General features: G+C 41.6%; 26 protein-coding genes. 4 read left to right on the forward strand and 22 right to left on the reverse strand.

Going from position 1 to position 26,173, the window contains the following annotated elements; genetic code table 11:
- Positions 1-11 precede the first annotated feature (11 nt).
- From AS141_RS01030 to tamL, 4 genes are read right to left on the reverse strand one after another with little or no spacing between them, the layout of a single operon-like run.
- Positions 12-773, reverse strand: coding sequence for a DUF2490 domain-containing protein (locus tag AS141_RS01030; protein WP_057935758.1), 762 nt, complete (start codon positions 771-773; stop codon positions 12-14).
- An 18-nt stretch (positions 774-791) separates the two neighbouring features.
- A complete protein-coding gene (locus AS141_RS01035) occupies positions 792-1,367 on the reverse strand; it encodes a phosphatase PAP2 family protein (RefSeq protein ID WP_057935759.1) in 576 nt (191 codons plus the stop codon).
- On the reverse strand, positions 1,364-2,275 hold the full coding sequence (gene hemF / locus AS141_RS01040; protein WP_057935760.1) for an oxygen-dependent coproporphyrinogen oxidase: 912 nt from the start codon (positions 2,273-2,275) through the stop codon (positions 1,364-1,366). Before hemF ends, AS141_RS01035 begins: the two co-directional genes overlap by 4 nt.
- Positions 2,276-2,293: 18 nt before the next feature.
- On the reverse strand, positions 2,294-4,717 hold the full coding sequence (tamL, locus tag AS141_RS01045; protein WP_082632121.1) for a translocation and assembly module lipoprotein TamL: 2,424 nt from the start codon (positions 4,715-4,717) through the stop codon (positions 2,294-2,296).
- A gap of 19 nt (positions 4,718-4,736) precedes the next feature.
- On the opposite strand from tamL, the gene AS141_RS01050 reads away from it, so the two are divergent.
- Both AS141_RS01050 and AS141_RS01055 read left to right on the forward strand, forming a co-directional pair.
- Positions 4,737-5,486 (forward strand): TrmH family RNA methyltransferase, encoded by a 750-nt coding sequence (locus AS141_RS01050; RefSeq protein WP_057936195.1) that lies wholly within the window; start codon positions 4,737-4,739, stop codon positions 5,484-5,486.
- Complete coding sequence (locus tag AS141_RS01055; RefSeq protein ID WP_057935761.1) at positions 5,483-6,469, forward strand: bile acid:sodium symporter family protein; 987 nt, start codon at positions 5,483-5,485, stop codon at positions 6,467-6,469. The genes AS141_RS01050 and AS141_RS01055 overlap by 4 nt, the downstream gene beginning before the upstream one ends.
- Before the next feature lie 43 nt (positions 6,470-6,512).
- Here AS141_RS01055 and AS141_RS01060 read toward each other — a convergent pair whose 3' ends face one another.
- From AS141_RS01060 to AS141_RS01110, 11 genes are all read right to left on the reverse strand, one after another.
- Positions 6,513-6,773 carry an acyl-CoA-binding protein gene (locus AS141_RS01060; RefSeq protein ID WP_057935762.1) on the reverse strand — a complete coding sequence of 87 codons (261 nt, stop codon included), beginning with the start codon at positions 6,771-6,773 and terminating at the stop codon, positions 6,513-6,515.
- A 135-nt stretch (positions 6,774-6,908) separates the two neighbouring features.
- Positions 6,909-8,195, reverse strand: coding sequence for a citrate synthase (locus AS141_RS01065; protein ID WP_057935763.1), 1,287 nt, complete (start codon positions 8,193-8,195; stop codon positions 6,909-6,911).
- A gap of 241 nt (positions 8,196-8,436) precedes the next feature.
- The gene (locus tag AS141_RS01070; protein ID WP_057935764.1) at positions 8,437-8,859 is read right to left on the reverse strand and encodes a BrxA/BrxB family bacilliredoxin; all 423 of its coding nucleotides are present in this window, start codon (positions 8,857-8,859) and stop codon (positions 8,437-8,439) included.
- A 27-nt stretch (positions 8,860-8,886) separates the two neighbouring features.
- Complete coding sequence (locus AS141_RS01075; RefSeq protein ID WP_057936196.1) at positions 8,887-9,231, reverse strand: DUF59 domain-containing protein; 345 nt, start codon at positions 9,229-9,231, stop codon at positions 8,887-8,889.
- A 4-nt stretch (positions 9,232-9,235) separates the two neighbouring features.
- Positions 9,236-9,667 carry a SufE family protein gene (locus tag AS141_RS01080; RefSeq protein WP_057935765.1) on the reverse strand — a complete coding sequence of 144 codons (432 nt, stop codon included), beginning with the start codon at positions 9,665-9,667 and terminating at the stop codon, positions 9,236-9,238.
- On the reverse strand, positions 9,664-10,887 hold the full coding sequence (locus tag AS141_RS01085) for a cysteine desulfurase (RefSeq protein ID WP_057935766.1): 1,224 nt from the start codon (positions 10,885-10,887) through the stop codon (positions 9,664-9,666). The genes AS141_RS01080 and AS141_RS01085 overlap by 4 nt, the downstream gene beginning before the upstream one ends.
- An 8-nt stretch (positions 10,888-10,895) precedes the next feature.
- A complete protein-coding gene (gene sufD / locus AS141_RS01090) occupies positions 10,896-12,164 on the reverse strand; it encodes a Fe-S cluster assembly protein SufD (protein WP_057935767.1) in 1,269 nt (422 codons plus the stop codon).
- A 22-nt stretch (positions 12,165-12,186) separates the two neighbouring features.
- Complete coding sequence (sufC, locus tag AS141_RS01095) at positions 12,187-12,951, reverse strand: Fe-S cluster assembly ATPase SufC (RefSeq protein WP_057935768.1); 765 nt, start codon at positions 12,949-12,951, stop codon at positions 12,187-12,189.
- A 48-nt stretch (positions 12,952-12,999) separates the two neighbouring features.
- Positions 13,000-14,445, reverse strand: a complete 1,446-nt coding sequence (sufB, locus tag AS141_RS01100) for a Fe-S cluster assembly protein SufB (protein ID WP_057935769.1) — start codon at positions 14,443-14,445, stop codon at positions 13,000-13,002.
- A 232-nt stretch (positions 14,446-14,677) separates the two neighbouring features.
- On the reverse strand, positions 14,678-15,151 hold the full coding sequence (locus AS141_RS01105) for an Lrp/AsnC ligand binding domain-containing protein (protein WP_057935770.1): 474 nt from the start codon (positions 15,149-15,151) through the stop codon (positions 14,678-14,680).
- Positions 15,152-15,520: 369 nt separating this feature from the next.
- The gene (locus AS141_RS01110) at positions 15,521-15,703 is read right to left on the reverse strand and encodes a hypothetical protein (protein WP_157243347.1); all 183 of its coding nucleotides are present in this window, start codon (positions 15,701-15,703) and stop codon (positions 15,521-15,523) included.
- Positions 15,704-15,881: 178 nt separating this feature from the next.
- Between AS141_RS01110 and AS141_RS01115 the strand changes: the two genes are divergently transcribed.
- Complete coding sequence (locus AS141_RS01115) at positions 15,882-18,710, forward strand: alpha/beta hydrolase family protein (protein ID WP_057935772.1); 2,829 nt, start codon at positions 15,882-15,884, stop codon at positions 18,708-18,710.
- Positions 18,711-18,829: 119 nt separating this feature from the next.
- Here AS141_RS01115 and groL read toward each other — a convergent pair whose 3' ends face one another.
- Together groL and AS141_RS01125 are read right to left on the reverse strand one after the other, a co-directional pair.
- Complete coding sequence (gene groL, locus AS141_RS01120; protein WP_057935773.1) at positions 18,830-20,461, reverse strand: chaperonin GroEL; 1,632 nt, start codon at positions 20,459-20,461, stop codon at positions 18,830-18,832.
- 38 nt (positions 20,462-20,499) lie between these two features.
- Positions 20,500-20,778: a co-chaperone GroES gene (locus AS141_RS01125; RefSeq protein WP_057935774.1), complete on the reverse strand. Its 279-nt coding sequence runs from the start codon at positions 20,776-20,778 to the stop codon at positions 20,500-20,502.
- Positions 20,779-20,990: 212 nt separating this feature from the next.
- On the opposite strand from AS141_RS01125, the gene AS141_RS01130 reads away from it, so the two are divergent.
- Positions 20,991-21,701, forward strand: coding sequence for a hypothetical protein (locus AS141_RS01130; RefSeq protein WP_057935775.1), 711 nt, complete (start codon positions 20,991-20,993; stop codon positions 21,699-21,701).
- 64 nt (positions 21,702-21,765) lie between these two features.
- Here the strand turns inward: AS141_RS01130 and secG are convergent, their stop codons facing one another.
- The 5 genes from secG to miaB are packed head-to-tail and all read right to left on the reverse strand — an operon-like array spanning position 21,766 to position 26,166.
- Positions 21,766-22,131, reverse strand: a complete 366-nt coding sequence (secG, locus tag AS141_RS01135) for a preprotein translocase subunit SecG (RefSeq protein ID WP_057935776.1) — start codon at positions 22,129-22,131, stop codon at positions 21,766-21,768.
- A gap of 12 nt (positions 22,132-22,143) precedes the next feature.
- On the reverse strand, positions 22,144-22,848 hold the full coding sequence (locus tag AS141_RS01140; protein WP_057935777.1) for a hypothetical protein: 705 nt from the start codon (positions 22,846-22,848) through the stop codon (positions 22,144-22,146).
- A 30-nt stretch (positions 22,849-22,878) separates the two neighbouring features.
- Positions 22,879-23,418, reverse strand: coding sequence for an LPS assembly lipoprotein LptE (gene lptE, locus AS141_RS01145; RefSeq protein ID WP_057935778.1), 540 nt, complete (start codon positions 23,416-23,418; stop codon positions 22,879-22,881).
- On the reverse strand, positions 23,402-24,691 hold the full coding sequence (locus AS141_RS01150; RefSeq protein WP_057935779.1) for a sigma-54 interaction domain-containing protein: 1,290 nt from the start codon (positions 24,689-24,691) through the stop codon (positions 23,402-23,404). Before AS141_RS01150 ends, lptE begins: the two co-directional genes overlap by 17 nt.
- Positions 24,691-26,166: a tRNA (N6-isopentenyl adenosine(37)-C2)-methylthiotransferase MiaB gene (gene miaB, locus AS141_RS01155; protein WP_057936197.1), complete on the reverse strand. Its 1,476-nt coding sequence runs from the start codon at positions 26,164-26,166 to the stop codon at positions 24,691-24,693. The genes AS141_RS01150 and miaB overlap by 1 nt, the downstream gene beginning before the upstream one ends.
- Positions 26,167-26,173: the final 7 nt, after the last annotated feature.

The raw sequence follows: 26,173 nt of genomic DNA on the forward strand, positions 1-26,173 counted from the left end.
AGGTTGTTCTGCTATTGATGTGCTATGCCAGACTCAGGCGTGTTTTTTTCTTTTCTTGAGAAATAAAATTTCAATCTAGACCCCACTGCTTTAACTGTGGGGACATTGGTTCCATTACTGAACTGATGCAAGTAGTACGTTTCAAAATCTATAATCTTGCTTACTTTTAGATTTGCTCCCACAGCTACCCGTGTTCTGTTCAATCCCCTTCCTTGGAAATCGAGAAACCGCTCTGCATACGAATAGGCTGAAAATGTCAAGTACTCTGTTCTGAAATCTCTTTCCAAAATGATACGAGGAACATACCTGGCGTTAACTTCGTGATCTGCTATCACTACATCAAACTTTCCTTTGTAGTAAGCACGGAGTTTTTGTGTAATCATAAAAGTATTCGAGGTCTGGATTCGTAGAGTGCTTGATCGTATTTTATCCTCTGCAGTAGGAGGTGTGGTGGAATAAAGGTATCCTGCACGGAGTCTGAAGCGGAATCGCTCTTCCCGTCCTACAAAGTTTAGTTTTGATATGGGGGCTTTAAAGCCAAAATAATCAAGGTATATGGCAAATGAACCTTCACTGTAACTGGATTGATCTGCTTTAGATCCAGAAAGAATTGAGTATAGGCGAAAATTTTCGTTGAGTTTATAATAGATATTCAATTCAGGCCATACCTCTTGCTGTGGGCTAAGATCTGTGGAGTCATTCTGTGCATAGACTTCTTCAGATGCAAAAATTGACGAAAATAAAAATATGACTAAAAATATTTTTTTTGTCATTTTACAGATTTATTACTTTTACTTAAGTAATATCTTAAGAATTTCTCTTTTTATAAAAACAATTATAATCCAAGATACTATTGCTGCAAAAATCCCTACTATTGCTCCGACCAGAATATCCATAGGATAATGTACTCCCAGGTAAATACGGGTATAAGATATCACCGCAGCCCATAAAAATAACCAGGGTAGAAAACGGAGTTTCCCTTTCATCTTTAGATTTAAGAAAAGAGCCATGCCAAAGGTATTGGCAGCATGTGAGGAGGCAAACCCAAACAAGCCACCACATCTTCCATAGTTGTGGATTATCCCTTCCCAACGCTCGTCATGGCAAGGTCTTAGCCTTTCAAAAAAAGGTTTCATCATGCCGGAAGTCACCTGATCGGAAACAAGTATAGTCAACGCAACACCTCCATAAACCCACCAACTGTTTTTGGGCTCTGCCTTGTAGATGAAATATATTAGAATGGCATAAAAAGGAATCCAGATAAATGTTTGGGACATTTGAAAAGCAACCACATCCAACCAATCAGTATGGAAGGAGTTTAGCCAAAGGAATAATTCCTCGTCCCAAGTCTTGATTTGTTCGATCATTTCACAAACGATAGCCAGTCAATTCCTTTTTTGAGGTGGTCTTGGGTAAATTCTTCCTTAGACCCGATTTTTGTCTCATGCATGTAATCCCATTCTGCCATTGGAGGCATGCTCATTAATATACTCTCAGTGCGGCCGTTAGTATCCAAACCGAATTTGGTACCTGCATCCCACACCAGGTTAAATTCTACGTAGCGGCCTCTCCTCAAACTCTGCCAGGATTTTTCGTTTTCTCCATAGTCGAGCAGGGAGTTTTTCTTCATAAAATGCCCATAGAGCTTTGGAAACAATTTGCTTAAAGACAAGCTGAATTGTAATATATCTTCAAATTCCAGGTCGTCTTTTGCTTTTATTCGATCATAGAAAATCCCCCCTATACCGCGGGTTTCATTTCTATGTTTGAGAAAGAAGTAATCGTCTGCCCAATTTTTAAATTTTGGATAGTAGGCCGAATCGTATTGATCGCAGACATTTTTTACTTCTTGATGAAAGTATTTTGCATCATCCCCATCAATATAATGAGGAGTCAAATCTATTCCACCACCAAACCAATGCTCACCATTATCCATCTCAAAGTATCGGATATTCATGTGAATAATGGGAACCATCGGGCTTTTGGGATGCAGGACGATAGATACACCAGTCGCAAAAAAATCAGCTTTCTGTAAGTTTAACTTCTTAAGAATTTTATCCGGGGTAGGTCCGTGTACAGCTGAAAATGCTACTCCTCCTTTTTCGATAATAGTTCCATTTTTTAAAACCCGGGTTCTTCCGCCGCCGCCGGCAGGTCTTTGCCATCTGTCTTCTATAAATTTTCCGCTGCCATCAGCCAACTCCAGCTCATTGCAGATATGATCCTGCATACGACTGTAAACTTCAGCTATTTCTTCCTTACTCTTTCGTGACATTGTTGAATGATTATTGTTTTAGAATGGATAACCTATACCAAAGTTAAGAACAGTTTGGCCTTTTAGACCAAAAAGTTGATTGAATGATAGATTGTCGAGAACCCACCGCTCGCCCTCCGGCATAGATGGATCCACAGCTTTGGTAGCCAAGTCAAGACGGACTACCAAGAAATTAAAATCCATCCGCAAGCCTATTCCGGTACCTAAAGCTATTTCCTTGTAAAACCTGTCAAATCTGAAATCAGCTCCAGGCCGGGAATTGTCCACACCTATCACCCAGGCATTACCTGCATCAACGAAAACAGCCATATCAAAGTAGCCGACCAGATTTCTTCGGTATTCCAGCATGGTCTCCAAGATCATTTCGGCAGGCTGCTCAAAGGCATAATCGTATCTTCCTCCATCCCCAATGGGGGGTGTATAACTGCCTGGACCAAGCCTTCTTGCCTGCCATGCCCTGATGCTTGTGCCTCCACCGGCAAAGAAATATTTCTCATAGGGAAGAATTCCGCTACTTACACCATAAGGGGTAGCAATTCCGAAGTTAGCTCTATAAGCTATGGTTGATTTTTGAGTGATAGGATAGTATCTCCTGAAATCCGCCTGGAGTTTAAGCCATTGGAATCTGGCGAAATCCGTGGTTTCATTGTTGCTCGGGGCATCCACAAAATTCAAAGTAGTCCCACCGCTTTCCACAAATAGCTTGAGCAAAGAGGCTTTATTCGTTGAATTGTAGTTGCCATAATTATTGAAATTAATAATTGACTGCGCCGATATACTGCTTATTAGCGAAGGGAGGAAAGACCAAATCAAATTATTCCCCTGACTTTCAAGATCTAGTAGTACTTGTGCAAAATCATCAGAAATGTTCGGTGTCCGTATGTAATTAATGTCTGCGGCATTGACAGTGAATTGTTGCCTGTTGCCCTGAGTGACCCAAGTATAGGCGAGTAGGGCATTCAGGCCCGATCTGGTATATTCCGGACGATTTGTATAGTTATATCCCAGCTGAACTCGGGTGTTTGGATTGTATTTACCATATTTCTGTAAACTTAATCCATAGAATGGAATAAGGAATCGAGGGAAGATAACCGATGCGGATGTGCCGAATTCTTTACTTTGATAGACTCCCTGATCCGTCGCTGATGCAACACCTTCGTATCCGATTCTTGAATTAAATTCCAAAATCTCACCGGCTCTGAAGAAATTCCTATTTCTCAGCACCACACTAAAGAATGGCCCGGGCAACTGCTCGGTAATACTCAATCCGAGCTGGTTGGTTAGTTGGTATTTCTGGTTAGGTTGAGTTATAATCCGTGCAGTTAGTCTGGTTCCAACCGTGTCAAAAGAAATATTGATATACCTGAAAAGGTCGAGATTACTGAGCTGCTTTTGGGTCTCTACTATGTTAAGTCTTTTATATTCTTGTCCCTCATCAAACAAAATCCTAGAGCTGAGCAGTTTCTCCGAAAACCGATCTTTGTAAAATGTGAAATCAATGTTACGGTAGCTTTTTTGCACCTTTTCATCTATGAAGGAATCACTTGGTGGACTAACTTTAAATGTGATGGAGTCGATCTTATATACCTCGTGTTTTTCTGTAAAAGAGGGTTTAAGTATCCGCTGCTCCACATTGATCTTTTTGGAGGTGGTATCGTAGAAGAGGTTGTAATCAATAAAGTTTTTCGTAAACATGAAGTATCCATTGTTTTTGAAAAGCTCTTCTAGCCGATCCCTTTCCCGGGTGAAATTGCTCTGATCATAGCGGTCACCTTTAGTGATGAAAGAACCGTCCTTGTTGTTTTTGATTAATTCCAAAATCCCCTCATTGTCTGAGCGGACATAGATTGAATCGAGCATGTAAGCATTTTTTTCTTGAACGGTGTAGATTACTTCGGCTTTTTTCTTTTTGGTTTTTACTTCAAAAGCCACCTCTGCCTCTAAAAATCCTTTGTTGTATAGGTAATTGTCTATTTCAGTGACTGTTTTTTCAGTAAGTGTACTGTCTAAGATGGTGACTGGATTTCCCGTCCGCATCAAAAAATTCCCGTACTCCTCCAATTTTTCCAAATATTGAATTTTTGTCTGTAGCTTCTCCCGCTTCTTAATTAGTTTCCGATCATCAGGTACTTTATCAAGTAGGGATCTAACCTCCTGAAGCTCGCTGTTTTTTGCGTAAAGTTTCTCATTTACCTTTGCGCTATCATAGAACGCCAGCCCCACCCGATATATGCTTACTCCCAAGGAGGAGTTGGTAAGTGGGATTCTGGTATTGGGTTCCTGAATATAAAGGCCTTCAATCTCCAATTGATTTGCCTTTTCTACCCCTTTAAGTTTATTGCTTTCAAGTACATAGGTACCTTCGGGCAGGTTTTTACTTATGGAGCAGGCATGCATTGCCCAGAGGACACCGATAAAAAGTATATATTTGGAGAATTTCAAAATGGCAGAGTCAATCCGAATGCTTAGCAAAAATACAGTTAAGTTTATTAAATCCTTACATCAAAAGAAATTCCGGAATCAGGAGCAAAAGTTCTTCGTAGAAGGGGAGAAAAGTGTACTGGAAGTCTTGGATTCTGATTTCATAATTGATTTATTAATTACCACCGAACCCTTTTTGGAACGGATTAACAGTAAGATCACTCACTCCAAGACCCAAGTAATTGTGGCTACTCAAAATCAGCTGGAAAATCTTGGTCAGTATCAGAGTAACGATAGTGCGCTGGCGGTGGTAGGTATGAAACCCAATCACTCTTTCGATCTTCCGGCTGGTGAATTGGCTATAGCATTGGATGATGTGAGGGACCCGGGAAATTTGGGAACTATCATTAGAATAGCAGATTGGTACGGGATTAAGCATCTGGTTTTTTCTCCTCAAACAGCTGAATTCTACAATCCCAAGGTCATACAAGCTAGCATGGGATCATTTACCAGAGTCAATTTTTTCTATGAGGATCTGGCATCCATTTTCCGGAAATGGAATGTGCCTGTATATGGCGCCTTCTTGAACGGGAAAAATGTGCATGAGCTGAAAGGAGTGAAGGCCGGAGTGATATTGATGGGAAATGAATCAAAAGGGATAGCTAGTGAATTGGAAATGTCGGTGACAGAGAAGGTGACCATTCCGGGATTTGGTAAAGCTGAGTCGTTGAACGTTGCCATTGCGACTGCCATTCTTTGCGACAATTTTAAACGGTTGACCATCATATGATTCGAAAATTAACCAGCACACTTGGCAGGGTTGGCATCAACGGGTTTTTATTGAGCTTATTAGCAGCGATTTTTCTGGCTTGGCTATTTCCATTTGTGGGATCAAATGAATCAACAATACCTTGGAAGCCAATGATTAACATTGGAATTGGCCTGGTATTCTTTTTTTATGGTGTCAAACTCAATCCTACAGCTCTGAAATCCGGTTTGTCAAACTGGAGATTACATGTTTTAATCCAAGTAAGTACGTTCTTGCTTTTTCCACTTCTTGTCCTGCTATTATCATCCGGAATGACATGGATTGATAAAGATTTCAGGATAGGAATTACCTATTTGTCCGTACTGCCATCTACTGTAAGTGCCTCAGTGGTTATGGTTTCTATTGCGGGAGGAAATATTCCCGGAGCTATATTCAACGCGAGTATTTCCAGCTTACTGGGTGTCCTGATTACTCCTGCGTGGATGGGGATCTTGGCGGACTCAGCAGCTATCCAAATGGATTATCTACCCACCCTTATAGAACTTTCTTTTAAAGTTTTACTTCCTGTAATCCTTGGCATACTATCCCATAGTTGGTTGTTTCCTAGGATTGCCAAACACATCAGGTACTTGAAATATGTGGATCAGACCGTGATTATGATCATCGTGTTTACTTCTTTTGCACAGTCCTTTTCGCAGAGGGTATTCTCTCCGTACGAAGCCTCTGTTCTACTTGAGGTGGGAGCCACCATGCTAGCATTGTTCTTTTTAGTATGGTTGCTTATTGAGGGGGCCTGTAGGGCCTTAGGCTTTAGTCGGGAAGATAGGATTACCGCACTTTTTTGCGGATCTAAAAAATCATTAGTGCAAGGAGTAGTGATTGGCAAAGTGATTTTCTCAGATCCGGCTATTTTCGGACTGGTTTTGCTGCCGCTAATGTTATATCACATACAGCAACTAATAGCGGGTAGCATTATCTCTTCCGCTATGGCAAGAAAGAGTTAGTAACGGTATCTTTAAAATTCCCGGATGCAGGGTTGGTTTTTGGTTAGATGTATTTCTTGGCTAATTCATTTACCAATTCGCTGTATTGTTTTTCGGCTTCATCCTGAGAAGTCCCTTTGAAATTCATCCATGCATTATACTTAGCTGCTGCGGTGAAGTCAAAACCTCCTGGTCGATCAGTTTCATTATCTCCTTCTGTAGCTTGCTTGTAAAGACCGTAAAGTTTAAGTAACTCTTCGTTACTGGGTTTACTGGTAAATTTTTTTGTTAATGCTACAGCATCATCTAAGGATTGGGATGACATGGTCGGGAAATTTTGTTGAAAATGTAAAATCAAAATTAGTACCAGATAGTGGTACCTGTCCAGTGTTTGCCGAAAATAAAATAACCAGCTGTATTCAGCTGGTTATTTATACAAATTGGGGAATATGCGTTGCAATTAACGCTTATTCATGGAAACGTAGTCACGTTCATTTGGCCCTGTGTAAACCTGTCTTGGCCGACCGATAGGCTCTCCGTTTTCACGCATTTCTTTCCACTGTGCGATCCAGCCAGGAAGTCTTCCAAGAGCAAACATTACTGTAAACATATCTGTTGGGATGCCAAGAGCTCTGTAAATAATGCCAGAGTAGAAATCTACATTTGGATACAACTGTCGATCAATGAAGTATTGATCGTTTAATGCAGCCTGCTCCAGTTCTTTAGCGATGTCCAATACAGGATCATTCACACCTAATTTCTCCAGCACATCATCAGCAGCCTTTTTGATGATTTTTGCCCTAGGATCGAAGTTTTTGTAAACTCTGTGGCCAAATCCCATCAATCGGAATGGGTCGTTTTTGTCTTTTGCTTTGTCTAAATATTTTTTAGCATCACCACCATCAGCTTTGATAGCTTCCAGCATCTCGATTACAGATTGGTTAGCTCCACCATGAAGTGGTCCCCATAGCGCATTAATACCTGCTGAAATTGAGGCATATATACTTGCCTGGGAAGAGCCCACGATTCTTACAGTGGAAGTAGAACAGTTTTGCTCATGATCAGCATGAAGAATAAGTAATTTGTCCAAAGCAGAAGCAACGACCGGGTCTACATCATATTTTTCTGCCGGAAGCGCAAACATCATTTTCAGAAAGTTTGAGCAGTAATCCAACGAGTTATCAGGATAGTTGACTGGATGTCCCATCTCATTTTTGTAAGCCCAGGCTGCGAAAGTCGGCATCTTGGCAATTAAACGTGCAATGCTCAAATCCACTTCTTCTTTGTTTCTCACTGGATTCAATGAGTCAGGGTAGAATGCCGTCAATGAGCAAATTAAAGATGAGAGGACTCCCATTGGGTGGGCATTAGAAGGGAAGCCCTCAAGGATCTTCTTAATGTCTTCATGAACCAACGTATGATGTGTGATTTCTTTTGAGAAATTCTCGTATTGAGCTTGAGTAGGTAGCTCACCATAAATCAGTAAATATGAGACTTCAAGAAAGGTTGATTTCTCAGCCAGATCTTCAATCCGGTATCCTCTATAGCGAAGAATTCCTTCTTCACCATCTAAAAAAGTAATTGCACTCGTGGTAGCTCCTGTGTTTTTATATCCTGGGTCAAGGGTGATTAATCCTGAGGAAGCTCTAAGTTTTGCGATATCGATCGCTGATTCATTTTCAGTTCCGGTGATTACCGGGAATTCATAGTCTTGTCCTTTGAAAGAAAGCTTAGCTGATTCAGACATATATTTTTTGTTTGGATTGCTTATGTTAAAAAACCTTGAAATAGGCTCGTAAGATAATAAAATCAGATAGCTTTTTGATGGCAGAATGTGATCGATGAATTATTATTCCTGTGAAAAGTGAAATAATTCATAAGAATCTCTACCGATTCCTTAATAAATACTTAGAAATCAAGAAGCCTGGATTTATACATCCTTGGTGAATTTTTATTTTGGAATAAAAAAAAGCCCCGGAGGGCTTTTTTTACGCGCAGAAATGCTCGAATACTTCTACTAAGTGATCTCCGATCATTTTTGCATTTCTTCCTTCAATGTGGTGGCGCTCGATAAAATGAACTAGCTCGCCGTCTTTGAATAGTGCCATAGCTGGAGAGGAAGGAGGGTAGGGTAGACAAAGTTCTCTTAGCTTTTCTACCGCTTCTCTATCATTTCCTGCAAAAACAGTGGCTAGTGTAGTAGGTTTTACAGTCGCGTTCTCCACAGCATAGGTTACTCCCGGTCTGGCAGCTCCAGCTGCGCAGCCACATACTGAATTTACTACGACTAGGGTAGTGCCTTTATGGTCAGGACCAAGATGCGTTGCAACCTGATCAGCAGTTCTGAACTCTTCAAATCCTACGCTGGAAAGTTCCGCTCTCATTGGAGCGATCAATTCTTCTGGATACATAATATTACTAGTTTTAAAATACTTATTTTAGAGAAAACCCAATTCAAGCTTAGCTGCTTCAGACATCATATCCTGAGAATATGGCGGATCAAATGTCAGCTCAATCTCCACATTATTAATGCCTTGGATCTGTTGGATCTTATCCTTGATTTCCGAAGGAATGAACTCTGCAGATGGGCAATTTGGAGAAGTAAGTGTCATCAGGATATACACATTGTTTACAGGATAAACGGTGATTTCATAGATCAGGCCAAGATCATATACATCCACAGGAATCTCAGGATCATAGACCAGTTTGATGGCTTGGATCACCTTTTCCTTAAGGTTTTCTACTTGTCCTACCGCAGCTTCCGTTTTACTTTCTGTTGACATAATTTCAGGCATTTTGCTTGGTCTGAATGGCCAAGGCATATAGTTTGATTTGCTTGATCATCGAGGCGAAACCATTTGAGCGCTGGCTTCCGATGATAGAGCCCATTCCGATTCTCTCTACGAAATCAAGCCTTGCATTAATAATCTCCTCCGGGCTTCGATAGTTCAATACTCTCAGCAAAAGCGAGATTAATCCTTTGGTAATATCAGTATTGGAATCAGCTTGGAAATGAACTTTGCCATCTTTTTCCTCTGCTATCAACCAAACTTTGGATTGACACCCTTTGATGGTGTTTTCTTCAATCCTTTCACTATCAGGAAAATCCTCTAAGCTTCCTCCTAGCTCCATGATGTAATATATCGTGGATTCTTTGTCATCTCCAAGGATTTCAAACTCCGAAACTATCTCATCTTGAACTTCCTGAATTCTACTCATTTATTTTTTATTCGGGCAATCCGGCTTACGCTTTCTGCCAATTTATCTATTTCTGATTTTGTGTTATAAACCGAGAAGGAAGCCCTTACAGTTCCTTCCAATCCAAATCTTTTCATCAAAGGTTGCGTGCAATGATGGCCTGTTCTGACAGCTATTCCATTGGCATCCAGCATCATTCCTACATCGTAGGGATGCATCCCTTTGATATTGAAAGAAACTACGCTGACTTTTTGCTTAGCCGTTCCGACCGGGATGAAGCCGTTGATCCGCGTCAGCTGCTCATTGGCATAAGCAAGCAATTCATCCTCATGGGCTTTGATAGCTTCTTTACCTATTTCATTGATAAAATCAATGGCTGCTTTGAAAGCGATTACATCACCGATATTGGGTGTGCCTGCTTCGAATTTGAAAGGGATGTCATTGTATGTTGTTTTTTCAAATGTCACCTCTTTTATCATTTCTCCACCACCTTGATAGGGAGGTATTGATTCAAATACTTCTCTCTTTCCATACAGTACCCCAAGTCCTGTAGGTCCATATAGCTTGTGGGCTGAGAAGGCAAAGAAATCACAGTCCAGCTCCTGTACATCAATCGGTAAGTGGCTTGAGCTTTGGGCTCCGTCCAGAAGCACTTTAGCCCCAACCCCATGGGCAGCATCAATTACTTGCTTAACGGGATTGATAGTGCCCAGAGCATTGGATGCATGAACAATGCTGACCAATTGGGTTTTCGCAGAAAGCAGTTTCTCGAATTCTCCAAAAATAATTTCTCCGGCGTCATTGATCGGGATTACTTTTAGAATCGCTCCCTTTTCCTCGCAGAGCATTTGCCAAGGGACAATATTGGAGTGATGTTCCAGCGTAGAAATGATAATCTCGTCACCCTTTTCTATAAATTTTCTTCCAAAAGTGGAAGCCACCAGATTGATCCCCTCAGTAGTTCCTTTCGTAAAAATCACCTCAGCTGTCTCTCGCGCATTGATAAAATGCTGAACTACCTCTCGGGTTCCTTCGAAATATCGTGTAGCCCGATCTGCCAATGCATGAGCACCACGGTGAATATTCGAATTATCTTTTTGGTAGTAATTGGTTAGCGCATCAAGTACAGTTTGGGGCTTCTGAGTAGTAGCGGCATTGTCAAAATAAACCAAAGGCTTTCCATGTACTTCCTGATGGAGTACCGGAAATAAGCTTCTGATCTTTTCGATATCAATTCCCATAATAGTATTTAGAATTTGCTCCCTAGCCGTTTTTGCACCAATTCTGTACAATATTCGCGAAAGCTTTCGTCGGTGATATGTTCCAATACTTCTCCTGCAAAAGCATATAACAGCAAACCCTTCGCTTGATCCTTCGCGATTCCTCTTGCCTGTAGGTAAAACAGCGCTTCCTCGTCTAGCTGACCGGTGGTACAGCCATGAGAGCACTTCACATCATCAGCCCAGATTTCAAGTTGAGGCTTGGTATTTACCACCGCGTCATCGGAAAGCAAGATGTTATTGTTTTGCTGGAAAGCATTGGTTTTCTGAGCATCCTGTCTTACAAAGATTTTTCCGTTGAAAACGCCTCTTGAGCTGTCTGCAAGAATTCCTTTATAGAGTTCATTGGATTCGGCATGAGGGACGGTATGATCCACGTTCGTGTGATTATCCACGTGCGACTTGCCATTGAGCAGGTACAGACCATACATGTTTCCTTCAGAATTGCTTCCCAGGATAGAAAGATTCAAGTTGTTCCTGACCAATTCACCAGACAGAGAGACAGTCACAGAAGAGAATCTTCCATCTTGCTGAATATCAGTTTCAACAGTGCTGACTTCGATGGCATTTTTGCCTTCATCCTGTAGCTTATAATAGCGGATCTGAGTGTTTAATCCACCTTTTATTTCTACCACTTTGTTTACAAAGTAAGGTGCCTCACTAAGGTTAATGCTGTGATTGATAAAAGTCACTTCGGCAAAGTCACCTGTCTGGATCCATACTCTCGGTTGGATCACTTGTCCCGCGTTAGCTTTGAAGAAATTCAACAGAAGGATTGGTTTCTGTAGTTGAGCTTTTTTCGGAACGGAAATATAAACCCCACCTTCGAAAGCACTCTGGTTCAACGCACAGAAAGGATCCTTTTCAGGCTTTGCAATGCTTCCAAGTGCTGTGTCAGCTTTCTCTGAAAGAAGAGCCACTTCCACTCCTTCAATCGTTGAAGAAAGCGCAGGGTGAAAATGTCCGTTGGCAAATACCAAAACGTCACCTAAATAACCTTCAAAAACATTTGCCTTTACCTGTTCGGCGGTCACTTCGAAATCACCCGCCTGTGCAAAATTTTGGATGTTTTGCTCTAGTTTTTTGGTGATTGCAGTGAATTTGTATTCTTCTGATTTATTAGTAGGGAATCCTTGGGTCTGGAAAGCTTCCTTTCCTGCAGTGCGGACTTGTTCGAAGCCATTGCCTGCATTCCCCAACAATTCCACAAGTATATCTTGCTTAATAAGCGTACTCATGCGTGATGTTTTAGAATGAAAATCAAACGGTAGCGTTAGAATCGACCTCGTCTTTGATCCAGTCGTATCCTTTTTCTTCTAGCTCTAGTGCAAGCTCTTTAGTGCCTGACTTCACGATTTGGCCTTTGTACAATACATGGACAAAATCCGGAACGATGTAATCCAACAGTCTCTGGTAGTGAGTGACCACTATGGTTGCATTGTCTTTGGATTTCAGCTGATTTACGCCGTTTGACACAATACGTAACGCATCGATGTCCAAGCCAGAATCTGTTTCATCCAAAATAGAAAGGGTAGGGGCAAGCATGGCCATCTGGAAGATTTCGTTTCGTTTCTTTTCTCCGCCAGAGAAACCTTCATTTAAAGATCTGCTCAGAAGCTTCTGATCCATCTCAACCAATTTCATTTTCTCTTTCATCAAAGTCAGGAATTTCACCGCATCAAGCGGTTCTTCTCCACGATATTCTCTTACTTGATTGACGGCAGTTCTCAGGAAGTTAGTCGAGCTGACCCCCGGAATTTCCACAGGATATTGGAATGCAAGGAATACGCCTTCTCTTGCCCGATCTTCCGGGGAGAGCTCAAGTAGGTCTTTTCCTTTAAAAGAAACCTCTCCAGCAGTTATTTCATATTCTTCTCTTCCTGCCAATACAGAGGCAAGGGTCGATTTACCTGAGCCATTCGGGCCCATTATCGCATGGATCTCTCCGGCTTTTACTTCCAAATTGATACCTCTAAGGATAGGTGTTCCTTCAATAGAGGCGTGCAAATTCTTTATTGTTAACATAATTCTGTCTAAGCTTTCAATATTCTAATCTTTCAATCTCAAAATCCCTTAACCTACGGAGCCTTCTAAAGTAAGTGCAAGTAATTTCTGTGCTTCCACAGCAAATTCCATTGGCAGTTGATTCAATACTTCTTTGGCATATCCATTTACAATCAAAGCTACAGCGTCTTCAGTAGCAATACCACGTTGGTTGCAATAGAATAGCTGGTCTTCTCCGATCTTTGAAGTGGTTGCTTCATGCTCCACTTTAGCAGTCGGATTATTGATGTCGATGTATGGGAATGTATGTGCTCCACAGCGATCTCCCATAAGCAGGGAATCGCACTGCGAGAAGTTACGTGCATTTGTAGCGCGCTTCATTACCTGTACTTGACCACGGTAGGAATTTTGAGACTTTCCTGCCGAAATACCTTTGGATACAATTCTAGACTTGGTGTTTTTACCAATATGGATCATTTTCGTCCCTGTATCTGCCTGCTGATAGTTGTTGGTTACCGCTACAGAATAGAACTCTCCGATTGAATTATCACCTTTCAATATACAGGATGGGTACTTCCAGGTCACCGCTGACCCTGTTTCCACCTGAGTCCAGGAAATCTTGGAGAAATCGCCCGCGCAAATACCACGCTTAGTCACGAAGTTGTAAATACCACCTTTTCCTTCTTTATCACCTGGGAACCAGTTCTGTACGGTGGAATATTTCACTTCTGCATGTGCTCCGGCATATATTTCCACTACTGCAGCATGCAATTGGTTTTCATCCCGTTGTGGCGCCGTACAGCCTTCTAGATAGGAAACGTACGATTCATCTTCAGCTACAATCAGTGTCCTTTCGAACTGACCAGTATTGGCTGCGTTGATTCTGAAGTAGGTTGAGAGTTCCATCGGACACCGGACTCCTTTTGGAATATAACAGAACGATCCGTCAGAGAATACAGCAGAGTTAAGTGCAGCATAGTAGTTATCGGTCATTGGGACGACCGAACCCAGGTATTTCTTCACCAACTCAGGATGTTCTTTTACTGCTTCGCTGAAAGAGCAAAATACAATTCCAAGTTTGGAAAGCGTGCCTTTGAACGTGGTGGCCACGGAGACTGAATCCAGTACAGCATCCACTGCAATACCTTGAAGCCTCTTTTGCTCATTTAGATTAATCCCCAATCGCTTATAGATATCCAGTAATTCGGGATCTACTTCATCCAGGTTCTTAGGTTTGCTGGCTTGCTTGGGTGCAGAATAGTATTTTAAAGACTGTAAGTCGATTTTTGGGTAATGAACATTTGCCCATTTGGGCTCATACATGGCCTCCCATGTTTTGAATGCTTTTAACCTCCAATCAAGGAGCCATTGAGGCTCTTCTTTCTTGGTTGATATCCATCGAATAGTGTCTTCAGTTAAACCTACAGGAGCCTCATCGGCCTCATAGTTCACTGACCATCCATGTTCGTATTCTTTTGACGTTAGTTCTTCTAAAATCTGATTGTCTTTGCTCATTTGTGCTGAGTTATTTAGACTAATTACATTTTAACGGCGAAGGTACAACATATAATGAAAATATTATATTTCTGCCCATTGGATTATTCTATCGATCATGTGAGGGTTCGATAGAAAACCGCATTTCCGCCAATTCTATAAGGGTGTTACAAAAAAAAAGTATTGAAGGTTCAATACTTTCGATTTTTAACGCAAAGGGAAATTTCTTTATTTAGATTTAATCTTAATTGCTTTATTTCTCCTTGTCGAAAAACTGGATTGGCCTGTTGATGGATTCTTCCAAAACTATCAATGTTTCCGTCCTGTCAATTCCTTCCACTTTTTGGATATTGTCCAGCACAAATCTCAGATGGTTGGTGTCTCTGCAAATAATCTTGGCGAATATTGAATAGTTACCTGTAGTGTAATAGGCACTGACTACTTCGGAAATCGTCTTAAGTTTTTCGATAACGGTGTCATAGAGTGAACTTTTCTCGAGGTAAATTCCCAGAAATGCCGAGATGTCATAGCCCAACTTTGAAAAATCAATGTTTAAAGTCGCACTTTTAACGATGCCCATATCCTCTAGTTTCTTCATACGCACGTGCACTGTACCTGAAGACACAAAGACTTTTTTGGCTATTTCAGTGTAAGGTGTCTTGGCATCTTCATTGAGAAGCGAAATGATCTTCAAGTCTATGTTATCGATATCTAAAATTTTGTCCATTTTTATCGAGTGATTTTGGATGATTGTTAATGAATCTGCCTGTAAATTAGAGATTGTTCAAAATATAGCAAAATTTTTTTTTCAATTTGTAATTAAAAGCAAAAACCACTTACTTTGGACTCGATATAAATGTTCAATTGAATATTTTGTCGATAGAGTAAAAAGTCGAATTAAAATCTGAGATCATTTGCATTTCCGAATTTTAGTTTAATTTCAACTGAAACTTTTAATCTCTAAAGTTATATTTGGGTTTATATTCTGAAAAGGGTCTTGCTTCTGGCGAGACTTTTTTGTTTTTAAAAGAAGGGACAAAATGCATAAAATCACATTCGAAACTATCGACGCCGTATTTTTCTTCTAACTGCATTATCAGGAAGATGGCATCTCTTCGTATTTTTTAACTATTTCGTAGCTGTGTTTTTCTGAAAGTCTCACTAGTTCCTGCAGATTATGGGAGGCAGTATAGTTCAGAAGTTCAGCTTTTATCTCCGTTTGTGAGTTATTGATCACTGAGTAGTTTTCTGTTCCTTTTGCCAATTGAGGGTAAATCACTGGGAACAATTGAACTAATGTTTAATAAATAATTGGCATTTTTTTTAAGCGGTGGAGTATTGACGGAAGTGTATTTTTATTTTTGGAGGGCTCCAGACAACCAGTTTTCATGAGAAATCAACTTAACGATAAGTATTAGGATTGTTTGGAGGGAGATTTACCCTTAACTCACTTTGAAATGAAAGTTAGAAGATTTGCAGTATTGATCGTGCTGTTCCTAGGTTCACAACTTCTTTTTGCACAGCAGAAAAGAGCGCTGACCCATGCAGATTATGATGGATGGGAAAGAATAGCTTCTGAGAAAATCACCAAAAATGGCCAGTGGGTCGGATATGAAATAGCTCCTCAGGACGGAGATGGACGTGTCGAGATTTTTCCGTTCAAAAATCCCGCTACACGCCAAATCTTCCCAAGAGGTTCATCCTTTAGGTTTTCTGCAGATGACGGATTTGCCATTGGCAAAATTGTGCCCGAGAAAGACTCTGTGTATGTATTGAAATTAAAAAAGACCAAAAAGGAAGAAATGCCTACCGACAGTCTTTTTATCTATAATATGAAGGAAAATCAGCTGGAAAAGCTTTCCAGAGTAAAGTCTTTCGCAACACCGGAGGAAGCGGGGAGCTGGATAGCTATTCATTTTGAGAAGGAGAAAAAAGAGAAAGTCAAGGAGGAAGAAGAAACAGAAGCCGATTCCACCGCTAAGGAGGAAGAGCCAAAAAAGACAGAAGGGACAAAACTTACTGTCCGAAAACTGGACGGCTCGGTTAGCTATGATTTCGAACGAGTGAAGTCCTTCGGTTTTTCCAAAAATGGTGACTTCCTTCATTATGTGCTAGCTGAGGAAGATACCTTGGATAATGCGGCTATCTATTTGCTCAACCTGTCAAATGGTGAAAGTAAATTGCTCTCCAAGGGAATGACTTCCTATTCGAATGTTACATTTTCGCCGGAGTCCAACTACCTTGCCTATCTCACAACTGATGATTCTACCAAAGCCAAAAAACCTTACCATTCCCTCTTTCTTCTCCAAACCCGTAGCGGAGATCTAACTGAAATTGCCACAAGGGATTCCGAGGGGATTTTGGAGAATGGAAGAATCAGTAAAGAAGGAGACCTTAAATTTTCTGAGAATGAGGAACGTTTGTTTTTCGGGGTAGCTCCGGATTATGTGGATTATAGCTACGAAAGTGATACGACTATTTTGGATGATGATAGAGTGAGTCTGGATATTTGGGGATGGCAGGATTCTGAGATTCAGCCTATGCAGCTGAAAAACAAGGAGCGTGAAGAGAAATTTTCTTACCTGGCTGCAATAGATTTGAAAACAGGTAAAATCACCCAGTTGGCAGACCCGGACGTGAAAAATGTAATCCTGGAAGCAAAAGTAGAACGTGATTTTGGATTGGCTTGGACTGATGAGCCCTATCGGATCAACTACAGCTGGAACATTCAGATTGGTAGGGATTTATACCTAGTAGATTTTAAGGATGGATCCAAAATGTTAATTGAAAAGGACGCTTCCGGTTTTCCTTCGATTTCCCCTGAAGGCAACTATGTGTATTGGTATGACGGACAGGATAGCAGCTGGGTAGCCTATGATGTTGCCAACAAGGCCAAAATTAATCTTACCAAAGAACTTCCTGAGGTATTTTATGAAGAATTGCATGATTCACCATCACTTCCCGGAAGCTATGGCGCTGCGGGTTGGTTAGCTGGAGACGAGGCATTTCTGGTTTACGATAGATTTGATATCTGGAAAATAGATCCACGTGATCCGTCTGCAACAGTAAACTTGACCCAGGGAATGGGGAGAAAGTCAACTATTGTTTTCAGAAGACAAATTCTTGACAGAGAGGAGCAGAGTATCGACCCAAAAGGTCAATTGCTTCTTAGGGCATTCAATGAAAAGACCAAAGACTCAGGTTTTTTTACAGGGGCTTTTGACGGGAAATCAGCTCCAAAACAGTTAGTGATGTCAGCTAATCGTTACTTCGGTTTAACCAAAGCAGAGGAGAGTTCAGCTATTTTGATCAACAGATCAACCTATCAAGAGAATCCTGATATGTATTTGGGTGACCTCACGTTTAAAAATCTCAAAAAGGTCTCGAACCTAAATCCTCAGCAAGCCAACGTGAATTGGGGGTCAGTAGAATTGGTGGATTACCTAACTAACGACGGAGAACCTCTTCAAGGGTTGTTGTTTAAGCCGGAGAATTTTGACCCATCCAAAAAATACCCGATGATGGTTTATTTCTACGAACGTAGCAGCGATGGACTCCATAATTATAGAGCTCCTGCTCCTAGTGCCTCCACTATCAATATTCCATATTTCGTAAGTAACGATTATTTGGTCTTTGTGCCAGATATCAAATATCAACTTGGTCTTCCAGGACCGAGTGCCTACAATTGCATAATCCCAGGTGTGCAGTCAATTGTCGCCAGAGGTTTTGTGGATGCTGATAACATGGCTATTCAGGGTCAAAGTTGGGGTGGTTATCAGGTGGCTTACCTTATTACCCAAACCGATATGTTCAAAGCTGCCGGTGCAGGCGCTCCTGTAGTGAATATGACATCAGCCTATGGTGGAATCAGGTGGGGGACAGGGATGAGCCGTATGTTCCAATACGAGCAGACCCAATCCCGGATAGGGGGTACGCTATGGGAAAAACCTCTTTATTATGTAGAGAACTCTCCTTTGTTCTTTATGGACCGTGTCAAAACGCCCGTACTGATCATGCATAACGATGAGGACGGAGCTGTTCCGTGGTATCAGGGGATTGAAATGTTTATGGCACTCAAGCGATTAAATAAGCCAGCATGGCTTCTTCAATACAATGGCGAAGATCATAATCTGGTGAAGCGGAAAAACAGAAAGGATTTATCAGTCCGGTTGAGTCAGTTCTTCGATCATTATCTTAAGGGCGAGCCCGCCCCACTATGGATGACAGAAGGTCTTCCTGCGGTCCAAAAAGGAAAGACGCTAAAGTATGAGCTAGACAAAGATTGATTTTTCTCTTAGATTTTATCAGGAAAAACGAAAGGACGGGAGGGTAATGAATTGTTGCTTTAGAAACAAAAAAAAAGGAGGCTCCGAAAAGCCTCCTTTTAAATATTGTGCGGGGATGATTACATCATGCCGCCCATTCCTCCGCCGCCACCCATTGGAGGCATTGCAGGGCCTTCTTCTTTCATATCTGCTACTACACACTCGGTAGTCAAAAGAAGCGCTGCGATAGAAGCTGCATTCTCAAGAGCTAGACGGGTTACTTTAGTAGGATCGATTACTCCAGCTTTGAACAAGTCTTCGTAAACATCGGTTCTGGCATTGTAGCCATAGTTGCCCTTGTTTTCTCTGATTTTGTTGATCACTACAGATGGCTCACCGCCAGCGTTGGATACGATAGTTCTCAAAGGGGATTCTATAGCCTGTCTGATGATGTTGATACCGGTATCTTCGTCTTCGTTTAGGCCTTTAAGATCGTTAAGCGCTTCGGCAGCCCTTACAAGAGCTACACCACCACCTACTACCACACCTTCTTGAACAGCTGCTCTAGTTGCGTGAAGTGCATCATCTACACGGTCTTTCTTCTCTTTCATTTCTACTTCTGTAGCAGCTCCTATGTAAAGGATAGCTACACCACCAGAAAGTTTAGCAAGTCTTTCCTGCAATTTCTCTCTGTCGTAGTCTGAAGTGGTTTTGTCTATCTGAGCTTTGATTTCAGAGATTCTGCCTTTGATCGCAGCTGCATCTCCGGCGCCATTCACGATAGTTGTATTGTCTTTGTCAATGTTGATTTTCTCAGCTCTTCCAAGCATGTCAACAGTTGCATTTTCCAATTTAAAGCCTCTTTCTTCAGAGATCACTGTTCCACCGGTAAGGATCGCGATGTCTTCCAACATTGCTTTTCTTCTGTCTCCAAAACCAGGAGCCTTAACAGCTGCTACTTTCAGGGCACCTCTGATTTTGTTTACTACCAAAGTAGCAAGCGCTTCGCCATCTACATCTTCAGAGATAATCACCAATGGCTTACCGGACTGAGCTACTGGCTCAAGCACAGGAAGCAATTCTTTCATTGAAGAAATCTTCTTGTCGTAGATCAAAATGTAAGGCTGCTCTAGTTCAGCTTCCATTTTCTCCGTGTTGGTCACGAAGTAAGGAGAAAGGTAACCTCTGTCGAACTGCATTCCTTCTACAGTTTTAACTTCAGTTTCAGTACCTTTTGCTTCTTCTACAGTGATCACACCGTCTTTGCCTACTTTGTCCATTGCATCAGAAATCATTGTTCCGATTTCTTCGTCATTATTGGCAGACACGGTTGCTACTTGGGCAATTTCTTTAGAAGTAGAGATCTGCTTGGAATCAGCTTGAAGTTGCTTTACAACTGCAGATACTGCTTTGTCAATACCTCTTTTGAGATCCATTGGATTAGCTCCGGCAGCTACGTTTTTTATACCTACGCCAAAGATAGATTGGGCAAGTACAGTAGCGGTAGTAGTACCGTCACCCGCGTTGTCAGCAGTTTTGGAGGCTACTTCTTTTACTAGCTGAGCGCCCATGTTTTCGATTGGCTCTTCCAATTCGATCTCTTTAGCTACAGATACACCATCTTTAGTAATGGTAGGAGCTCCGAACTTTTTATCTATAATTACATTGCGGCCTTTTGGTCCCAATGTTACTTTCACTGCGTCAGCTAGCGCATCTACGCCTTTTTTCAGCTGGTCTCTTGCACTTGTGTTGAAAAATAATTGCTTAGCCATATTGTTAAATATTTTGGTTAACGATTAGGGATGATTAATTAAAGGATTGCGAAAATGTCTGACTCTCTCATGATGAGGTAGTCACTTCCTTCTACATTTAGCTCAGTACCGGAATATTTCCCGTACAATACCGTATCACCAACTTTTACGGTAAGAGGTTCATCTTTTTTACCGTTTCCCACCGCTACTACAGTACCTTTTTGTGGTTTTTCTTTAGCGGTGTCTGGGATGTATAGACCAGAAGCTGTTTTCTCTTCCGCTGCAGCAGGCTGTACCAAAACTCTATCTGCAAGAGGTTTGATGTTCACTTTTGACATAGTATAAATTGTTTAAGGTTAGATTAGAATGTACAACGCTAGTAGCACTTCCTGTGCCAAGGAAGGAATCATGGGAAAGGCTGACAAATCGGCTGTCAATCGGCTGTTTTCGGGTGGACATTCCCGTTTTTTTTGGCAGAGATGACTGCCATTTTTGCTCAGAACGCTTCATAATTGTCAGAAATTCGTAATTTATTACCAAACAGATTCCTATGAAAACTCTACCGAAGAACTGGATCACTGAGGGGCACATTGATTTTGAATATAAAAAGTATCAGTTGCTTGCCTATTTGCAGCTGACAAACAAGCATTTCAATGAACTGAAACTTTACCCGGACCTCAGCGAATTGATTGATCATTATCGGAACTTAAACGAGTTGAAGTCAGGGAGTTTTGAGCTTAGTCAGCTTTTTCCCAAGACGTTGGATTCTATAGACTTTCAAAAAGGTAAGCTGAATTACCAATCCAGCGTAAGCGAGGATAGCGTAATGAAAGAACTTTCCATGATAGCTGAATTTGCCTTGCCAAAGTTGGTTCGCCAGATAGAGGAGGGAAGGACTATATACGATTTTGTCGAAGACCAACTGGAATTTGAGCCGGTAGGAATAGTCCCTATTTATAATCAGGAAGGGTATATATTATTGTCCAGGGAGAAAAAGAAAGAGGTGCACGTCTATCGCTATAGATCTAGTCAACTTCATCTCGCAGGAGAAAAATTCCGGAGCATCAGCATGTGGCTAATTGGGATATTTCAACGTAGCTTAATCAATACCGTAGAAAAAATAAAAATGGATTTGATCCGGGAGATCAAAGAGCTGCCAAATCCTGCTACCTGGAGAATCCACAGCCGGCAGGAATTCCCACTTGAGGAGACTCTTGTCCCAATCAGCAAGCGGCTTTTGTTAAAGACAGTTACAACCTAGGCTATTAACAAAAAAGTCTGCTCTTTTGCCGAGCAGACTTAAGTATGTATAGGGAATATTCTACTTAGTTTTCTGAAGTAGTATCAGTCTCAGCAGGAGTTTCTTCAGTGGCTTCCGGAAGCAGGCTTTCATCCTGTCCAAAAGTTGGTGCAACTACTTGCTGCTTGGCATTCTCAATGTTCGGAGATGAAAACTGATTCGACTGTGATCCGGTATAGAATGCAGAAGATGCCAGAGAAAGTACAAGAATGGAAATTGCCAATACCCAAGTGGCTTTTTCAAGCACATTTCCGGTACGGGTCACTCCCATGATTTGTGAGGCACTACCGCCGAATGCTGCACCTACTCCTCCTTTAGAATTCTGACCTAGGATTACTAAGATTAGCAATACAGCTAAAATCAGAATAATTGTTATCAATAAAATAAACATATAATATGGGTGTTAATCTTTCAGTTTTTCAATCAAGTCCGCAAAGTAAGCCCTTTTATCCGGAAACTTCAATACCAATTTCTCATAAATTTCTTTGGCTAATTGCTTCTTACCTTGGTTAGCAAGGATCTTGGCATAAGTTTCTGACATCAGGTTATCATTAATCTTAGTGCTGGCAGCGGCAAGGTTTTCTGTATTCTGGTTTGCTTCGATCTCCTTGATGGTCGCCATTTTGATTGACTTCTTACTAAACGCTTTGATCAAATCAATCTGTTCTTTCTTTTTCTGGTCAACAATTACTCTTTTTTCCTTCCTTTTAATGGTCTCAATGAGATCATCCTTTGGAGGTTTTCGTCTCCGAAGTTTTGGTTTGGAAGAGTCAGGTTTGACTTCCGCCTTATTCACTTCCTCTACAGGCTCAGCTTTTTCTTCAACCTTGATTTCAGGTTTAAGAGAAGTTGCTTTTGGGAGGGTAACGTTCTCTTCTGAATATTCTATAAGAGTCTTAAGCCAGATCCTATCTGGACTCGTGATGGCAGCATATCCCAGGGATGGGGTTTTTTCTATCCCATCTTTGAGGAATTCATAACGTGCTGTGAGAACATGCGGGATTTGAAAGTACGGGAAATTCTCCTGCACCTTTTGCAACTGCAGGATCTCGCTGCGGTCTAGGGAATCTGCTTTTTGGACTAATTCTAAAAATTGTGCTGCGTTCACGTCAATTTCTTTTGCTTGAATATAGGAAAATTACCAGTTTGCAACCGTCGCTGTGAAAATATCCTGGATAATACTTGTGAAAATTTCATCCACCAGTTCGCTTTCCACATCCAGAAATGTTGAAGTTCGGGGATCGTAATCCTTGAAAAAGGAAAAAGGTCTTTTCAGATTTTCCTCTTCATTGGCCGTATTGATATATTCCACCTCTACCACAATGGTAAGACGCATAGTACCCGCACGGTCAGGGCGATTGGGATCACCGCTGGATACCGCTGCCTGGGGGGTGAGGGTATAACGTGTGATTGCCCCCATGAATTGTAGGTTCCCGTTTGTGCGCACCAGTTCCAGTTGTGTGTTTCTCTGGTAATATTCTTTCAGTGCTTCGGTAAATCTCTGCTCTATATTGGCAGGCCCTCCGCCGGAATCATTGAAGAAATTTTCTACAGTGAATGTACTGACCTCATCGTAATTGATATTGGTGCCGGTGAAGCTGTATTTGACTGAGCAGCTTTGGAAAAGGGAAAAGACTAAAAACAGCGTAAAGAATATGGACTTATTGGTCAATTTCATATTGTTTTATCTTTCTGTAAAGCGTGCGTTCAGATATTCCCAGATCACTTGCTGCGTATTTTCTCTTATTATTATGCTTGCGCAAAGCCCTTAAAATCATTTCTTTCTCTTTCTTTTCAAGTGAAAGGGAGTTGTCATCTTCCTCGTGTATAATATCCTCTATGGCATCATCTTCATAATCCTCTTCGGTGGAAGCGTTTGACTTATTTGAATCAATCACTAAAGGAACGTAGCTGGAACTGGATTCCGTACTTTCTTTAGTGCCAAATCCACTGTCCATATCCTCAAAAAGTCCCTGATGTTTTTGGATGATGTTTTGGTTTAGCCCGCCATTTTGGTAAGATTCCAGTACAAGTTTTTTCAACTCATTCATGTCTTTTTTCATGTCAAACAGCACCTTGTACAACAAGTCCCGCTCGGAGAAATCTGTAGTGTCACTGTTTTTGGATAAACTTGGAAGTGTCATCGGCAGACGGGAATTATCTGTAGGCAGGTATTTTGCCAATGTAGCGGCATCTACCTCACGTTCACTTTCCAAGAGAGAGATCTGCTCGGCAATATTCTTCAACTGGCGGATGTTGCCCGGAAAGGAATAGCGCACTAAAGCTGCCTGAGCTTCAATGTCCAATGAAATTGGGCGAACGTGGTATTTTTCCGAAAAATCCGAAGTGAATTTCCGGAAAAGTAATACCACATCTTCTCCGCGCTCTCTGAGTGGAGGGACAAAAATCGGGACGGTATTGAGTCTATAATAAAGGTCTTCTCTAAACTTGCCTTTTTCTACAGCCTTGAGCAGGTTGACGTTGGTTGCTGTGATTACCCTGACATTTGTTTTGAGGACTTTTGAGGAACCCACTTTAATGAATTCCCCGTTTTCCAGTACGCGTAAAAGCCTCGCCTGAGTACCTAATGGCATTTCACCGATTTCATCAAGGAAAATAGATCCTCCATCAGTCACTTCGAAATAGCCTTTTCTGGCCTCATGGGCACCGGTGAAAGAGCCTTTTTCATGGCCAAAAAGCTCGGAATCAATCGTTCCTTCAGGAATAGCGCCACAGTTGATTGCTATGAATTTCCCATGCTTGCGAAGGCTAAGTGAATGAATGATTTTCGAGAAGCTCTCCTTACCGCTTCCACTTTCCCCTGTGATCAGCACAGTCATATCGGTAGGGGCAGCTTGCATAGCTACCTGAATCGCATGGTTCAAAAGTGGGCTATTGCCTATGATTCCGAAGCGTTGCTTGACGCTTTGTATTTCCGGATTTGTAATCATTAATGTTTCGGGTTTATTTCTATCACCTCGCCAAATAGCGTTGCTGGAGTACAATCGATGATTTTTACTTTTAAATAATCCCCCAACGTATAGTTGCCTTTAGGAACAATCACCACTTTATTTGCCGAGTTTCTTCCTTTGAAATCCTCTGCTGATTTCTTTGAAACGCCTTCCACTAGAATTAGTTGCTCCTTTCCCAGGTCTAATTTATTACGTTCATGAGAAAGTGCACTCTGCTTTGCGATCACCTCGGACAGCCTTCGCTTCTTCACTTCCAACGGAATATCGTCTGCATATTTCTTTGCGGCCAAAGTCCCCGGCCTCTCTGAATAGAAGAACATATACGAAAAATCGAACTGTACGAGGTCCATCAACGAAAGTGTATCTAGGTGTTCTTCCTCTGTTTCGCTGCAGAATCCTGTGATCATATCGGAGGAAATTCCGCATTCTTCACCTAATACCTCCCTGATTTTGGAAACACGCTCCAGGTACCATGCACGATCATAGGTCCTATTCATCATTTCCAACACACGGGAGTTGCCACTTTGAGCAGGCAAATGGATGTATTTACAGATGTTGTCGTACTTTTTCATCGTGTACAGGACCTCGTCTGTAATGTCCTTTGGATGGGAGGTAGAAAACCGGATTCTAAGTGCAGGATCTACTAAAGCCACCATTTCCAATAAATTGGCAAAGTTGACCACGGCAGTGACTTCATCTTCTTTTTTGTTTAGCCGGGCTTTATTATTCTCTTCAGGAGACCATTTGTAGCTGTCGACATTTTGACCGAGCAAAGTAACTTCCTTATATCCTTGGGAAAAAAGATCTCTTGCCTCTGCGACGATGGAATAAGGATCACGGCTTCTTTCCCGGCCTCTGGTAAAAGGCACCACGCAGAAGGAGCACATATTGTCACAACCACGCATGATGGATATAAAGGCCGTTATACCATTGGAATTCAGCCGGACCGGAGAAATGTCTGCGTAGGTTTCTTCACGGGAAAGAAAAGTGTTCACTGCCTTTTGTCCGTCTTCTGCTACTGAAAGGAGATTTGGAAGATCACGGTAGGCATCCGGGCCAACTACGATATCCACGATCTTCTCTTCCTCCAGAAGCCTCTCTTTCAATCGCTCAGCCATACAGCCCAAAACTCCAATGGTCATTTCAGGTTTGTTTCTTTTGGCTCTGTTGAAATCAGTGAGTCGTTTTCTTACGGTCTGTTCGGCTTTTTCACGAATAGAGCAGGTGTTGAGGAAAATAACATCGGCTTGATAAAAATCAGAAGTTGTGTCAAATCCACCTTCTTTCATTATAGATGCCACAATCTCAGAATCAGCGAAATTCATGGCACAGCCATAGCTTTCTATGTAAAGTTTTCGGGTTTTGCCGGTGTTTTCATCCACTGTGGTTTTGAAGTCGCAGGCTTGTGCTTCTTCCCCCGAGATGATATCTATGTCTGCAATCAAATTATTCATGTACTTG

The organism is Algoriphagus resistens, from assembly GCF_001442615.1.
Classification (GTDB): Bacteria; Bacteroidota; Bacteroidia; order Cytophagales; family Cyclobacteriaceae; genus Algoriphagus; species Algoriphagus resistens.

Bases quoted from the DNA above. Each gene is read 5' to 3' on its own strand.
- AS141_RS01030 (WP_057935758.1), bottom strand. From the start codon at position 773: ATGACAAAAAAAATATTTTTAGTCATATTTTTATTTTCGTCAATTTTT.
- AS141_RS01035 (WP_057935759.1), bottom strand. From the start codon at position 1,367: ATGATCGAACAAATCAAGACTTGGGACGAGGAATTATTCCTTTGGCTA.
- hemF (WP_057935760.1), bottom strand. From the start codon at position 2,275: ATGTCACGAAAGAGTAAGGAAGAAATAGCTGAAGTTTACAGTCGTATG.
- AS141_RS01050 (WP_057936195.1), top strand. From the start codon at position 4,737: ATGCTTAGCAAAAATACAGTTAAGTTTATTAAATCCTTACATCAAAAG.
- AS141_RS01055 (WP_057935761.1), top strand. From the start codon at position 5,483: ATGATTCGAAAATTAACCAGCACACTTGGCAGGGTTGGCATCAACGGG.
- AS141_RS01060 (WP_057935762.1), bottom strand. From the start codon at position 6,773: ATGTCATCCCAATCCTTAGATGATGCTGTAGCATTAACAAAAAAATTT.
- AS141_RS01065 (WP_057935763.1), bottom strand. From the start codon at position 8,195: ATGTCTGAATCAGCTAAGCTTTCTTTCAAAGGACAAGACTATGAATTC.
- AS141_RS01070 (WP_057935764.1), bottom strand. From the start codon at position 8,859: ATGTATCCAGAAGAATTGATCGCTCCAATGAGAGCGGAACTTTCCAGC.
- AS141_RS01075 (WP_057936196.1), bottom strand. From the start codon at position 9,231: ATGTCAACAGAAAGTAAAACGGAAGCTGCGGTAGGACAAGTAGAAAAC.
- AS141_RS01080 (WP_057935765.1), bottom strand. From the start codon at position 9,667: ATGAGTAGAATTCAGGAAGTTCAAGATGAGATAGTTTCGGAGTTTGAA.
- AS141_RS01085 (WP_057935766.1), bottom strand. From the start codon at position 10,887: ATGGGAATTGATATCGAAAAGATCAGAAGCTTATTTCCGGTACTCCAT.
- sufD (WP_057935767.1), bottom strand. From the start codon at position 12,164: ATGAGTACGCTTATTAAGCAAGATATACTTGTGGAATTGTTGGGGAAT.
- sufC (WP_057935768.1), bottom strand. From the start codon at position 12,951: ATGTTAACAATAAAGAATTTGCACGCCTCTATTGAAGGAACACCTATC.
- sufB (WP_057935769.1), bottom strand. From the start codon at position 14,445: ATGAGCAAAGACAATCAGATTTTAGAAGAACTAACGTCAAAAGAATAC.
- AS141_RS01105 (WP_057935770.1), bottom strand. From the start codon at position 15,151: ATGGACAAAATTTTAGATATCGATAACATAGACTTGAAGATCATTTCG.
- AS141_RS01115 (WP_057935772.1), top strand. From the start codon at position 15,882: ATGAAAGTTAGAAGATTTGCAGTATTGATCGTGCTGTTCCTAGGTTCA.
- groL (WP_057935773.1), bottom strand. From the start codon at position 20,461: ATGGCTAAGCAATTATTTTTCAACACAAGTGCAAGAGACCAGCTGAAA.
- AS141_RS01125 (WP_057935774.1), bottom strand. From the start codon at position 20,778: ATGTCAAAAGTGAACATCAAACCTCTTGCAGATAGAGTTTTGGTACAG.
- AS141_RS01130 (WP_057935775.1), top strand. From the start codon at position 20,991: ATGAAAACTCTACCGAAGAACTGGATCACTGAGGGGCACATTGATTTT.
- secG (WP_057935776.1), bottom strand. From the start codon at position 22,131: ATGTTTATTTTATTGATAACAATTATTCTGATTTTAGCTGTATTGCTA.
- lptE (WP_057935778.1), bottom strand. From the start codon at position 23,418: ATGAAATTGACCAATAAGTCCATATTCTTTACGCTGTTTTTAGTCTTT.
- AS141_RS01150 (WP_057935779.1), bottom strand. From the start codon at position 24,691: ATGATTACAAATCCGGAAATACAAAGCGTCAAGCAACGCTTCGGAATC.
- miaB (WP_057936197.1), bottom strand. From the start codon at position 26,166: ATGAATAATTTGATTGCAGACATAGATATCATCTCGGGGGAAGAAGCA.